Origin of the sequence: Streptomyces sp. NPDC048590, assembly GCF_043199535.1 — a bacterium.
Classification (GTDB): domain Bacteria; phylum Actinomycetota; class Actinomycetes; order Streptomycetales; family Streptomycetaceae; genus Streptomyces.
In genome coordinates this window covers 109,667-122,690 of the sequence record NZ_JBICWC010000001.1, presented here as the reverse complement: position 1 = coordinate 122,690, position 13,024 = coordinate 109,667, and the positions used below count along the sequence as shown (strand labels likewise).

At 68.4% G+C, this 13,024-nt stretch carries 12 protein-coding genes; 9 read left to right on the top strand and 3 right to left on the bottom strand.

What is annotated here, in order from left to right:
- The first annotated feature begins 30 nt into the window (after nucleotides 1-30).
- Nucleotides 31-1,677 carry a tetratricopeptide repeat protein gene (locus ACGFNN_RS00485; RefSeq protein WP_393551505.1) on the top strand — a complete coding sequence of 549 codons (1,647 nt, stop codon included), beginning with the start codon at nucleotides 31-33 and terminating at the stop codon, nucleotides 1,675-1,677.
- Nucleotides 1,678-1,859: 182 nt separating this feature from the next.
- Here the strand turns inward: ACGFNN_RS00485 and hppD are convergent, their stop codons facing one another.
- Nucleotides 1,860-3,005, bottom strand: coding sequence for a 4-hydroxyphenylpyruvate dioxygenase (gene hppD / locus ACGFNN_RS00480; RefSeq protein WP_362546722.1), 1,146 nt, complete (start codon nucleotides 3,003-3,005; stop codon nucleotides 1,860-1,862).
- Between the two features lie 122 nt (nucleotides 3,006-3,127).
- Here hppD and ACGFNN_RS00475 point away from each other — a divergent pair, with 122 nt between their 5' ends.
- The 5 genes from ACGFNN_RS00475 to ACGFNN_RS00455 are packed head-to-tail and all read left to right on the top strand — an operon-like array spanning nucleotide 3,128 to nucleotide 7,342.
- A complete protein-coding gene (locus ACGFNN_RS00475) occupies nucleotides 3,128-3,601 on the top strand; it encodes an Lrp/AsnC family transcriptional regulator (protein WP_362669855.1) in 474 nt (157 codons plus the stop codon).
- Between the two features lie 16 nt (nucleotides 3,602-3,617).
- Nucleotides 3,618-4,265 carry an ABC transporter permease gene (locus ACGFNN_RS00470; RefSeq protein WP_393551503.1) on the top strand — a complete coding sequence of 216 codons (648 nt, stop codon included), beginning with the start codon at nucleotides 3,618-3,620 and terminating at the stop codon, nucleotides 4,263-4,265.
- Complete coding sequence (locus ACGFNN_RS00465) at nucleotides 4,258-5,529, top strand: ABC transporter ATP-binding protein (RefSeq protein ID WP_393551501.1); 1,272 nt, start codon at nucleotides 4,258-4,260, stop codon at nucleotides 5,527-5,529. Before ACGFNN_RS00470 ends, ACGFNN_RS00465 begins: the two co-directional genes overlap by 8 nt.
- A complete protein-coding gene (locus ACGFNN_RS00460) occupies nucleotides 5,526-6,377 on the top strand; it encodes an ABC transporter permease (protein ID WP_393551499.1) in 852 nt (283 codons plus the stop codon). Before ACGFNN_RS00465 ends, ACGFNN_RS00460 begins: the two co-directional genes overlap by 4 nt.
- Nucleotides 6,374-7,342: a glycine betaine ABC transporter substrate-binding protein gene (locus tag ACGFNN_RS00455; protein ID WP_362546736.1), complete on the top strand. Its 969-nt coding sequence runs from the start codon at nucleotides 6,374-6,376 to the stop codon at nucleotides 7,340-7,342. The genes ACGFNN_RS00460 and ACGFNN_RS00455 overlap by 4 nt, the downstream gene beginning before the upstream one ends.
- Before the next feature lie 160 nt (nucleotides 7,343-7,502).
- Here the strand turns inward: ACGFNN_RS00455 and ACGFNN_RS00450 are convergent, their stop codons facing one another.
- Nucleotides 7,503-8,291: a S16 family serine protease gene (locus ACGFNN_RS00450; RefSeq protein WP_362546738.1), complete on the bottom strand. Its 789-nt coding sequence runs from the start codon at nucleotides 8,289-8,291 to the stop codon at nucleotides 7,503-7,505.
- 60 nt (nucleotides 8,292-8,351) lie between these two features.
- The gene (locus ACGFNN_RS00445) at nucleotides 8,352-8,993 is read right to left on the bottom strand and encodes a helix-turn-helix domain-containing protein (protein WP_362546740.1); all 642 of its coding nucleotides are present in this window, start codon (nucleotides 8,991-8,993) and stop codon (nucleotides 8,352-8,354) included.
- Nucleotides 8,994-9,591: 598 nt separating this feature from the next.
- Here ACGFNN_RS00445 and ACGFNN_RS00440 point away from each other — a divergent pair.
- Genes ACGFNN_RS00440 through ACGFNN_RS00430 form a run of 3 tightly spaced genes read left to right on the top strand, consistent with a single transcriptional unit; the run spans nucleotide 9,592 to nucleotide 13,024 of the window.
- The gene (locus tag ACGFNN_RS00440) at nucleotides 9,592-10,041 is read left to right on the top strand and encodes a hypothetical protein (protein ID WP_365089506.1); all 450 of its coding nucleotides are present in this window, start codon (nucleotides 9,592-9,594) and stop codon (nucleotides 10,039-10,041) included.
- Nucleotides 10,041-12,335 carry a hypothetical protein gene (locus tag ACGFNN_RS00435; protein WP_393551496.1) on the top strand — a complete coding sequence of 765 codons (2,295 nt, stop codon included), beginning with the start codon at nucleotides 10,041-10,043 and terminating at the stop codon, nucleotides 12,333-12,335. The genes ACGFNN_RS00440 and ACGFNN_RS00435 overlap by 1 nt, the downstream gene beginning before the upstream one ends.
- Before the next feature lie 2 nt (nucleotides 12,336-12,337).
- Nucleotides 12,338-13,024: a hypothetical protein gene (locus ACGFNN_RS00430; RefSeq protein ID WP_393551494.1), complete on the top strand. Its 687-nt coding sequence runs from the start codon at nucleotides 12,338-12,340 to the stop codon at nucleotides 13,022-13,024.

The window sequence follows — 13,024 nt, the reverse complement described above, 5'->3', positions numbered from 1 at the left end:
TGATCTTCGTACTGACGCAGAGTGATGGCCATGGATGCCAAGTCGCAGCAGATCCCGGAGCCTCTCCCCTCCACCCTGCCGCCCCAGGGTGCGACGGCCGTCCCCCCGCCCCCCGCGCCGATGCGCACCACGCTGCGCCGGGCGGCGTTCGGCGCGGTGGCGGGCGCCGTGCTCGTGGCCGGCGCGGTCATCGCCGTACCGGACGAGGCCGAGAAGGCCGCACCGCCCGTGGCGGGGCCCGTCGCGCGGGCCGAGGCGGCCGCGGCGGCAGGTTCGCCGGCGTCCCTGTCGGACCTGACCGCGCTCATCGGCGACCGGCAGAAGTGGGTGGAGACGCATCCGGCGGACGCCCCGTCCTGGGCGGTGCTCGGCACCGCGTACGTCGAGTGGGGGCGGCGTTCGGCGGACGCCTCCTACTACACCCGGGCCGAGCAGGCGCTCCAGCGCTCGCTGGCCGCACAGCCCGGCGAGCGCGGCAACACCGGGGCCTGGGTGGGGCTCGCGACACTCGCCAACGCCCGTAACGACTTCCTCGCGGCCAAGAGGTGGGGCGAGACGGTCCGTGCCCGGCAGCCGAAGAACTGGACGGCCTACCCGGTGCTGATCGACGCCTACGAGGGACTCGGCGAGTACGCGTCGGCCGCCAAGGCCGCGGAGAAGTTCGCCTCCCTGCGCAAGGGCGTCCCCGCCCTGGCCAGGACCTCCGAGGTGTACCGCAACCAGGGCTGGCGCGAGGACGCCCTCGCCACGGCCCAGGAGGCGGCCGACCGGGCCGCCACCCCCACCGAGAAGGCCGAGGCGCTGAACCGGCTGGGCATGCTGGCCGCCGAGCGCGGGGAGCCGGAGGAGGCGCTCGCCCAGTACGACGCGGCCCTGCGCACCGACCGCTCCAGCCTCACCTCCCTCGCGGGCCGGGCACGCGCCCTGGTCGCCCTGGACCGGGCGGACGAGGCGCTGGTGGACTACCGGACGGTGACGACGAAGCTGCCGCGCCCCGCGTACGTGCTCGAACTGGGCGAGCTCTACGAGTCGCTCGACCTGGACGGTGACGCCCGCACGCAGTACACCCGGCTCCGCGGCCTCCTGACGCAGGCGAGGACCTCCGGGGTGGACGAGTCGCTGACCGAGGCCCGCTTCGAGGCCGACCACGGCGACCCGGAGGCGGCGGTGGACCTCATGCGCACCGCGTGGGAGGGGCAGCGCCGCAGCGCGGCGGTCGCCGACACCCTGGCCTGGTCCCTGCACCGGGCCGGCCACAGCGAGGAGGCGATGCAGTACGCGGAACGGGCGGTGGAGACCGGCGTACGGAACGCCTCGTACTCCTACCACCTGGGCGTGATCGAGAGCTCCCTCGGCCAGGACGGCCCGGCCCGCGGGCACCTCCAGGACGCGCTCCGCACCGACCCGCGCTTCTCGCCGCTGGCGGCCCCGCTGGCACGGGAGGCGCTGGACGCGCTGGGCGAGCCCGCGGAGGGGGGACCGGCTCAGATCCTGCCGCCCTCCCAGGACCCGGCCCCCGAGCCCACGGCGGCGCCGTCCGCTCCCGCGCCGTCGCCGTCGCCGGAGGCCGAGGACGAGCCGGCGGCGGACGCCTCGCCCGCCCCGAAGCCCTCGCGGTCCGCCTCCCCGTCCGCCGGCGCGCCACGGACGGGGGCTTCGGCGAGTCCTCAGGGGTGACGGAACCGACGACAGCAGAACGCGGGAGGACCGCCCGGGGCTTCGGGCGGTCCTCCCGCGTTCGGTACGGGGCTCCCCGGCACAGGTGTACTGAGTTCCGCGTCGTCCGCCCGTAGGGCCGGCGCAGCGGCGGCCGGGGAGCACGTGCCCGCGGGGCCGGGGTCACCCGGCCACGGGATCCGTCAGAGGTTTCCGCGCTTCTCCTGCTCGCGCTCGATCGCCTCGAACAGGGCCTTGAAGTTGCCCTTGCCGAAGCCCATCGAGCCGTGGCGCTCGATCATCTCGAAGAAGACCGTCGGCCGGTCCTGGACCGGCTTGGTGAAGATCTGCAGCAGGTAGCCGTCCTCGTCACGGTCGACGAGGATCTTCTGCTCGCGCAGGACCTCCACGGGCACCCGGGTCTCTCCCGCCCACTCGCCCAGGGTGTCGTAGTAGGAGTCCGGGGTGTCCAGGAACTGCACACCCGCGGCCCGCATGGCCCGGACGGAGGCGACGATGTCGTTCGTGGCGAGGGCGATGTGCTGGACGCCTGCCTCGCCGTAGAACTCCAGGTACTCGTCGATCTGCGACTTCTTCTTCGCGATCGCCGGCTCGTTGATCGGGAACTTCACCTTGAGCGTGCCGTCGGCGACGACCTTCGACATCAGGGCGGAGTACTCGGTGGCGATGTCGTCGCCGACGAACTCCTTCATGTTGGTGAAGCCCATGACCTTGTTGTAGAAGGCCACCCACTCGTTCATCCGGCCGAGCTCGACGTTGCCGACGCAGTGGTCGACCGCCTGGAAGGTGCGCTTGGCCGGCGGCTCGACGATCGGGTCCGCCGCGACGTAGCCGGGGAGGTAGGGGCCGTCGTAGCCGCCGCGCTCGACGAGCGTGTGCCGGGTCTTGCCGTAGGTGGCGATGGCCGCGAGGACGACGGTGCCGTTCTCGTCCTTGACCTCGTGGGGCTCGGTGATGCCCCGGGCGCCGTGCTCGACCGCGTAGGCGTAGGCGGCGCGTGCGTCGGGGACCTCGATGGCCAGGTCGACCACGCCGTCGCCGTGGGCGTGCACGTGGTCGGCGAGGAAGGTGCCCCACTCGGTGGACGCCTTGATGACGGACGTGAGGACGAAGCGGGCCGAGCCGTTCGTCAGGACGTAGCTCGCGGTCTCCCGGCTGCCGTTCTCCGGTCCGGAGTAGGCGACGAGCTTCATGCCGAAGGCGGTCGAGTAGTAGTGCGCCGCCTGCTTGGCGTTGCCCACCGCGAAGACCACCGCGTCCATTCCCTTGACCGGGAAGGGGTCGGCCTGCCGGGCGGTGTCGGGGGTGGTGTGCACAGTCTCAGTCATGTCCGAAGGTTCCCGCCGCTTCGCAAGGTGCGCAACAGTTCGCTGATGCCCTGGTCAATCTGTCCAGTGAGACGCGAGGATGAGCGGGCTATCTGTACAGGCTGACCATCAGGGGGCGGACCATGGCGATCGATCGACTCGACGGCCGGCTCATCGTGCTGCTGGCCCGGGAGCCCCGTATCGGTGTACTCGAGGCGTCACGGAGGCTCGGTGTGGCGCGCGGCACGGTGCAGGCCCGGCTCGACCGTCTTCAGTCCAATGGCGTCATCCGGGGCCTCGGACCCGACGTGGACCCGGCCGCCCTCGGCTACCCGGTCACCGCGTTCGCCACGCTGGAGATCAAGCAGGGCCAAGGCTCTGACGTACGGGCCCACTTGAGTGGCGTACCGGAGGTGCTGGAGCTGCACACCACGACCGGCCACGGGGACATGCTCTGCAGGCTCGTGGCCCGCTCCAACGCCGATCTCCAGCGGGTGATCGACCTGGTGGTCGGCTTTGATGGGATTGTCCGGGCCTCCACGGCGATCGTCATGGAAAACCCGGTGCCCCTGCGTATTATCCCGCTGGTTGAGCAGGCTGCAGGGGACACCGACTGAGCCTACGGAGCACCATGTGAACTTCTGGGAGTATTTGGGCACCCGCCACCAACAACTGCTCACTGACACGTATCAACACGCCAGCGCCGTCTTCCAGTGCATGGTCATCGCGACCCTGCTCGGCGTTCTGATCGGCGTGGTCAGCTACCGCAGCAACTGGGGCGGGTCGCTCGCGATCACGTCGACCTCGGCGATCCTCACCATTCCGTCGCTCGCCGCGATCGGTCTGCTGATCCCCCTGGTCGGTCTGGGGGTCCCGCCCACCGTGATCATCCTGACCCTCTACGGGCTGCTGCCCATCGTCCGCAACTGCATCGTCGGGCTGCGCGGGGTCGACCCCGCCCTCGTCGACGCGGCGAAGGGCATCGGCATGTCCCGTACCCGTCGGCTTCTGAAAGTCGAACTTCCCCTCGCATGGCCGCCCATTCTCACCGGCATCCGGGTCTCCACCCAGATGCTGATGGGCATCGCCGCGATCGCCGCCTACGCCTCGGGCCCCGGACTCGGAAACGAGATCTTCCGGGGCCTCGCCTCACTCGGAAGCGCCAACGCCATCAACCAGGTCCTCGCCGGCACCGTCGGCATCGTCATTCTCGCTCTGCTCTTCGACGCCGCGTACGTACTGCTCGGGCGGCTCACCATCCCCAGGGGGATCCGTGCCTGAGACCGTCACCACGCCCGCGGACGCCACCCCGGCCCGCCCGGCCAGCACCTCCGGCGCGACCATCCAGCTGGAGAACCTCACCAAGTCCTACCCGGGCAGCCCCTCCCCCGCCGTGGACGACGTGTCCATGGACATCAAGGCAGGTGAGACGGTCATCCTCGTCGGCCCCTCGGGCTGCGGGAAGTCCACCACCCTGAAGATGATCAACCGGCTGATCGAGCCGACCTCCGGGCGGATCAGGATCAACGACGAGGACGTCACCGACATGGATCCGGTGAAGCTCCGCCGGAAGATCGGCTACGCCATCCAGTCCTCCGGTCTCTTCCCGCACATGACGGTCGCGGAGAACATCGCCCTGGTGCCGAAGATGACCGGCTGGTCGAAGTCCGGGGTGAAGGACCGCGTCGAGGAGATGCTCGACCTGGTCGGGCTCGACCCCCGGGAGTTCCACGGCCGCTACCCGCGCCAGCTCTCCGGAGGCCAGCAGCAGCGCGTCGGTGTGGCGCGGGCGCTGGCCGCGGACCCGCCGGTGCTGCTGATGGACGAACCGTTCGGCGCCGTCGACCCGATCACGCGTGACCACCTCCAGGACGAACTGATCCGGCTCCAGCACGAGCTGCACAAGACGATCGTCTTCGTCACCCATGACTTCGACGAGGCCATCAAGCTCGGCGACCGCATCGCGGTGCTCCGGGAGCGGTCCCACATCGCGCAGTTCGACACCCCCGAGGCGATCCTCACCAACCCGACGGACGACTTCGTCTCCGGATTCGTCGGTGCGGGCGCGGCGCTGAAGCGGCTCAACCTCACCCGGGTACGGGACGTCGGCATCGCCGAGTTCCCCACGGTGACGGTCGAGGACCCTCTCCAGTCGATCTTCGACAAGCTGCGGGACGGCCGGCAGAACGAGCTGCTGATGCTGGACCGCAACAACCGCCCCTACAAGTGGCTGCGGCGCGGAGACCTGATGCGTGCCAAGGGCTCGCTGGCCAGGGCAGGACAGCTGGTGCACGACACGGTGACCGCCGACGCGACGCTGCACGACGCGCTGGAGGCCGTGCTCACCGACAGCGGCGGCCGGGTCGCCGTGACGGGGCGGCGCGGTGAGTTCATCGGCGTCGTCGACATGCAGACCCTGATGGACTCCGTGCACGAGCTCCTGGAGGCCGACCGGCTCACCGCGATGGAGCACGAGCACGACCTGGAGACGCTGCGCGCCCACCGCACGGAGCACGAGCTGGAGGGGGGTGACGGCGGACTGTGACCCCCAGTCATCAGGCTCCTCCCAAGGGGGAACGGCCACCGGGCGAGCACGATGTGGGCGGCAAGGCCTTCCGCGACGAGGAGACGGAACCCACCTCGCCGTCCGCACCGGCCCGCCGCATCACCTGGAAGAAGCTCGTCGTCGTACCGGCCGTCTGCGCGGTCGTGCTCGTGGTGACGTACCTGTGGATCTCCAACGTCGAGCTGGACTCGATCGCGGAGAACTCACTGGCGGGCGACAACGTGCAGGTCCGCTGGTGGCAGCACGTCAGGCTGACCGCGATCTCCACCTTCTGGGTGCTGATCATCGCGATCCCGCTGGGCATCGCGCTGACCCGCCGCGGGATCAGCAAGGCCGCCCCGGTCGTCACCGCCATCGCCAACATCGGCCAGGCCACCCCCGCGATCGGCCTGCTGGCCCTGCTGGTCATCTGGCTGGGCATCGGGCCTTCGACGGCCATCACCGGCATGGTGATCTACGCCGTCCTGCCGGTGCTCTCCAACACGGTCGCCGGCCTGAACGCGATCGAGCCGACGCTCGTCGAGGCGTCCAAGGGCATCGGCATGTCCCCGATGGGCACACTCACCAGGGTCGAGCTGCCGCTCGCGGTCCCGCTGATCCTGGCCGGCGTCCGTACGGCCCTCGTACTGAACGTGGGCACCGCGACGCTGGCCACCTTCGGCGGCGGCGGCGGGCTCGGCGACCTCATCACCTCGGGGATCCAGACCCAGCGCATGCCCGTGCTGATCCTGGGATCCGTCCTGACGGTGGTACTGGCGCTGCTGGTGGACTGGCTGGCCTCGCTGGTCGAACTGTGGCTGACGCCGCGCGGGCTGGAGGAAGCATGAGGATACGCACGGGCCTCGCATCGGTGGCCGCGCTCGCCCTCCTGCTCACGGGGTGCGGGCTGAAGAGCGGTTCACCGATGGTGGACGAAGTGGAACCGGGGTCCATCGGCAAGGGGCAGCCCCTCAAGGGTGCCTCGCTGACGGTGACCTCGAAGAATTTCAGCGAGAACATCATCCTCGGCCAGATCATGGGACTGGTCTTCAAGGCCGCCGGCGCGGAGGTACTGGACCGGACGAACCTGCCGGGTTCGATCAGCGCGCGTGAGGCGGTCGTCAAGGGCGACGCCGACGCGCTCTACGACTACACGGGCACGGCCTGGATCACCTACCTGGGCCACGCCAAGCCGATCGTCGACCCGTACGACCAGTGGAAGGCGGTACGCGACGAGGACAAGGGCAACGGGGTGACCTGGCTGCCGCCGTCCACGCTCGACAACACCTACGCCCTCGCGATCAGCAAGAAGAACAACGCCAAGTACCACCTGAAGAACCTGTCCGACGTCGCCGCGCTGGCGAAGAAGGACCCGAAGGCGGTGACCGTCTGCGTGGAGAACGAGTTCGCCTCGCGTGACGACGGGCTTCCCGGCATGCAGAAGCACTACGGGATGAACCTGCCTGCCGCGAACATCAAGAAGATGGACGCGGGGATCATCTACACCCAGGTGAACTCGGGCGGCTGCCTGCTGGGCGAGGTGTACACCACGGACGGCCGGATCAAGGCGATGAACCTCGACGTCCTGGAGGACGACAAGCAGTTCTTCCCCAACTACAACGCCGCTCCCCTGATCCACACGGCGACGCTCGAGAAGTACCCCGAGATCGCCGAACTGCTGGCCCCGGTGACCAAGAAGCTGACCACCCCGCTCGCCCAGGAGCTCAACTCCAAGGTGGACGTGGACGGGGAGGACCCGCACGAGGTCGCCCTGGACTGGCTGGTGCAGGAAGGATTCATCCAGGAGAACTGAGCGCACCCCCTCAACGACCCTCGCCGGGGCCCGCACCGCAGCACGCGGTGCGGGCCCCGGCGTTGTCAGGCCTGGTGGACCAGCGGTCTTCCGCCCCGCGACGTTCCGATCCCGTCGGCCCTCCCCGCCTGGCGGGGGATGGACGCACCGGGCTCCGATGTCAGCAGCTCGGGACCTTGCCGCCCTCGTCCAGAGCCCGCAGCGAGGACACCGCGCTCTTCAGTGTCGTGACGGGGATCAGCCGCAGCCCTTCGGGACGCTCGGCCTCCGCCTGCCTGCACTCGGCCTTGGGTACGAGGAAGACGGTGGCGCCGTCGCGCCGGGCGGCCTGGGTCTTGAGGGAGACACCGCCGACCGCGCCGACGGTGCCGTCGGCGTCGATCGTGCCCGTCCCGGCGACGGTGCGGCCGCCGGTCAGGTCACCGCCGGAGCCGTTGCCGTCCAGCTTGTCGATGATGCCCAGGGAGAAGAAGAGTCCCGCGCTGGGCCCGCCGACGTCGGCGAGGTGGAGGGTGACGTCCACCGAGCCGGGCTTCCGGTCCAGGTACCCGAGCGCGGCGTCGACGGCCGCGTTCTGCGACTTCGCCATGTCCTGGAGGTTGTGCTGCTCGATCTCCGTCTCGGAGTCGCCGGTCGGGTAGACCGAGTCGCGTGGCATGACCGCCCGGTCCGTGCGGAACCAGCTGTCGACGATGTCCCCGATGCCGACGTCGGCCGTCGGGCTCGTCGCCAGGATGGTCGTCATCCGCAGCTCACCGTCGGTGGGGCGGGTCGGGGCGCCCTTGATCGTGATGACCGGCCTGCCCTTGTCGTCCCCGAGCACGTCCGCCGTGGTGCCCGGCTGCGCCACGGTGAACGGCAGCGGCGCGAAGGCGGCCGTGGCGCAGAGCGCGACGACGGGCAGCGCGCAGACGGCGAGGAAGCGGGGGCGGGAGAGACGAATGGCCACCCGCCCAATCTAACCGCCGGCGCGGTCCGCCCGGACCGCGCCCTGACCGCCCTTACCGGTCTAACGCAGCGCGTCGGCGACCTCACGGGCCGCGTCGAGGACCCGGGGCCCGACCCGCTCCGGCACGGCGTCGGCGAGCATGACGACGCCGACACTTCCCTCGACACCCGACACCCCGACGAGCGGGGCGGCCGCCCCGCAGGCACCGGCTTCGAGTTCGCCCTGGGTGAGGGTGTAGCCCGGGTGGTCGACCGTCTTCTGCCTGGCGGTGAGGATCGCACGGCCCGCTGCGCCCCGGTCCAGGGAGTGGCGGAAACCGGCCCGGTAGGCCACGTGGTAGTCGGTCCAGGTCGGCTCGACCACGGCGACCGCGAGCGCTTCCGACCCGTCGACGAGGGTGAGGTGGGCGGTGGCCCCTATGTCCTCGGCCAGGGAACGCAGCGCGGGCAGCGCCGCCTCCCTGACGAGGGGATGCACCTGTCGGCCCAGCCGCAGGACGCCGAGCCCCACCCGCGCCCGGCCGCCCAGGTCACGCCGGACGAGGGCGTGCTGTTCCAGGGTGGCGAGCAGGCGGTAGACGACGGTGCGGTTGACCCCGAGTTTGTTGGACAACTCGGTGACGGTCAGGCCGTGATCGGTATCGGCGAGCAACTTGAGGACGCGCAGTCCTCTGTCGAGCGTCTGGGAAGTCTCCGCGGTCACGACGCCCTCTCCCTCGTGGTGAAGCGGGGCGGTTGTCTCTGGCGGGTCCGTCGGCGCCGGTCCCACGGCGCGACGCACCGAGAGGCCGCCGACTGGCCATGGCACCGGCTGCGCTCCGCGGCCACATTGCCACGGGGCGTTCATGTTTCGGGGACATTAGCGAGAGGGTTCGCTGAGCGGAAGACCTCGTCCAGAATCCGGTCTCCCTCCGAACGCGCGCCACATAACCGCCGGTCAGCGGCAGACCGTCCGGAACGCGAACATCTACGCGCGTTCACGTCGGGTGACTCCGCGCAACGCTCCGTAGAACTTTCGTGAACGGCTGTTAACCCATCGTGAAGAACGGTCGCGAAAAAATTCTCGCCCGGGGGCGCTAGGCCCTCACGCTCACGCCCCAGCGGGCGACGCGCGCCGGGACCCACATCTAGGGGTGCACACCCTTGCCGCCGTAGCTCACACCCCGGGCGAACACCGCATCGAATGAGCCACAATCGCCGACCACGACCCCGACGCTTAGCCTGTCTCACCCCGGTTGATGTACGACTGTCGTACGACCGGCGCGACACGGCTCGGCACATCACGGGGAGGGTGGCCTTGAATGGCATGGGATGAGTGGGAACAGCTGAAATCCGAAGCAGCGGAGAGGCGATCCGCGCACATGCGGTTGAACCAGGTGCCGCCGGAGGCCGGAGGCGGGCCCACACCTCAAGGCGACCTGAAGGTCAATCAGAAGGATCTGGCGTCCATCGGCAACGTCGCCTACCGGATGTACGGCGACCTCGAGAAGGCCGGTGACCACGCCCGCGCCTCCACCCAGAAGGCAGCCGGAACCCTGAAGACGGAAACGTTCGCCTTGGGCGGTGCCCTCGACCACGTGGCCTCACGCTGGATCGACCAGGTCCGCTCCCTGCTGGACGCCTGCGCCCACATTTCGAACCACTTGGACTACACCAAGGGCGCCCACGCCGGCGACGAGGCGTACATAGCCACGGTGGTCAGCAACATCGACACACTCGACAAGGGCTTCGACGAGAGGTCCGGGAACTGATGGATCTCGACTCCCTGCGCTTCGCGAACTTCTCGGATCTCGATGCGGCGATCACCGACTGGGAACAGATGGTCGCAAAACTGAAGGTTCTTCAGGAAGACGCCAAGGACGACCTGAAGGCCAAGTCCGACAAGGCGAACTGGGCCGGAGAGAATGCCACCGTCACCCGTGCTTTCGTGGACAAGACAGCGGGCGAGTTCGCCGATGCCTACACCCAGGCCGAGACGATCAAGAAGATCGTCACTGACACCCGTGGTGAACTGGTCAGCTATCGCACCCAGCTGAACGCGGCCATAGACCGCGGGCTCCAGAAGAACCTCACCGTGCGGGACACCGGCGAGGGCTCCTTCACCGTCACGATGAACATCCACCCCGACCGGGCAGCGAAGGGCACCACGGTGCCCGAGCACACCCAGCAGGATGTCGATGCCTACCGGGACGAGATACAGAACATCTTGAAGAAGGCCACGGAGAGCGACACCTCGGCCGCCAAGGTGCTCACACTCCTGGTCGACCAGGCGAAGTACGGCTTCTCCGACGCCAGCTACGCGGACCGGGACTCAGCGGCCAAGGCCGTGGAGGAGGCGGAGAAGGCCGCCAAGATCCTCAAGAAGGATCCCCACGACGTCACGCTCACCGAGCTCAACTCCCTGAACACCACCTTGGCCGCCTACAAGAACGACCCGCTCTTCGCCGAGCGATTCGCCACCCAGGTGGAGCCGAAGAAGGTTCTCGACTTCTACGCGGGAGTCGCCGACCCGTACCAGGGCATGGGCAGGGACCCGAAGTTCTACGAGCAGGCCAAGCAACTGCAGAAGAACCTCGGCATCACCCTCGGCACCGCCACTCTCTCCGACAGCGACAAGATGCAGGGCTGGGAAAAGAAGATGGTGGAGCTGGGTCCGGACCGGCTCGGTATCGACGATGCCAACGACCCCACCGGCTTCGGTGTCATGAGCAACCTCATGCGCTTCGGCGACTACGACGATCAGTTCCTCAACTCCTACGGCGACAAACTCATCGCGTACGACAAGGAACGCAACGTCGAGGACATGAGTCCCTGGGTCAACAACTGGAACCAGGGCGACCTCAACTTCTGGGACAAGAACGACCGAGGCCGCGACCCGATGACCGGCTTCATGCAGGCTCTGGGGCACAACCCGGAGGCTTCTACCCAGTTCTTTGCCCAGCCGGAGGGAGCGGGTGACTCCGTCAACAAGGACGGCGAGGTCAACGAGCACCTCAAGTACCTCACCCAGGACCGTATCTGGCTGGCGGATCCTACGGGTGACGGCGACGACAAGTTCAACGCCGGCAAGGACTCACTCGGCCACGCCCTGGAGTCCGCCACTACCGGTTACGCGTACGACGCCGACCCGATGACCGGCAAAGACCCCCTGCATCCAGGCAGCGGAGACCACCGTACTGCTGCTACGGCAGGGGTCATGGAGCAGGTGGCCTATCTGTACGGGAGCGAGAAGGGCCCGGAAATGCTGCACAAGCAGTCCGAGCTGGCCGACAGCCTCGGCAAGATGGGCGCGGCGTATATCGACGACATCGACTACAGCCTGTCGGGAATCGGCAACCACGCCCTGGACGACTCCGCCTACCCCGCGAAGTACGCCGGGCGGGCGAACTTCGGCAACGAGGGCGCTGTCAACTTCCTGAGCGTGCTGGGCCAGAACGAGACATCCCATGGAGTTGTCTCAGCTGCGCAGCACCTTTACACCCTCAGCGCGCTGGACGCGTTCCCGGCAACGAGCGAAAGGAACATCGACAACGCTCACGACGCCATGACGACGGGTGCCGAGGCACGCGGCATCCTGGACCACTCACGCGTGCAGCAGGCCGAAACGACGTACAAGGATGACGCCGAACAGGCCAACAAGTCTCTCGGGCGCTCCGGAGACTGGGTCAAGCTGGGCGCCGGGGTGGTCGTCGGAGGCGGAATCGCAGCCATCCCTCTGCCCGGTTCCACTGCCGCCGCACTGGTCGTAGCCCCCATGGCAGCTGACACCGTCGGTGACATGGTGAATACGTTCATCGGCCACGAGGTCGACAAGAGTATCGAGGACGCTGAGCAGGACGCCACGGAGAAGTCGCAGGCGACGAGTCAGGAGTTCTACAACAAGGGGACCGAACAGCTCGGCAGTACTTACGAGGCGTACCTGAAGGAGAACCCCGAGCTGGGAGATTCGACGGACTTCAAGGACTGGACGCAGGACATCGAGAACGGGTACGACCTGGGATCGAGTCAGAACGACTACCGCGGGCGTGCCCCGTTCAAGGGCTGATCATGCGACGGAAGGTCATGCACATGAAGGACTTCGCCTCCATGGGGGCTACGGTTCGTTTGGCCCTTTGTGGAGCGCTGGTCGTCACCGTGGTCTCCGGATGCAGCGACACCGGCTCCGAGGAGGCGGAGGGACTCGCTCCGTCTCAGATCTGCGACGGAGCCTTGGGGGCCTCAGGAGCGTCCGCGTTGGAGCGCATCAGCGGGGCGGACCGTTTCACGGAGCTGGACGGCTCCCAGGCGAACGGAGATCCGAACGCGTTCTCCCTTCCGCTCGCCGCGAAGCGTCTCCACGACGACCTGGGCGACCGCAACCAGTGCCAGCCGTACAAAATCGACAGCGACTTCCCGGTGCTCACCATCGACTTCGAAGCGAGGACCAGCCATGCGGATCCGAAGAAGGTGCCCACGGACGACCTGTCGGTCTACCCTCTGGGCCGGTTCGCGGTCACGCACCAAGGCGGCGGGGCCACGCTGGTCTTCTCCTGCCCCACGAAGGGGGACGAGGAGAAGACCACTCCGTACATAAGGGCGAAAATCACCGTGACGAAAAGCCAGGTCGCACCCGACAGTACAGACAAGGACCAGATGACCGTCCTCACTGCGGCGTCCCGAGCCATGGCCGACGAACTCGGCTGCGCCGCGCAGGCGAAGCTGCCTTCCGAGGTCCCGGACGCCCTGGCCGGATGA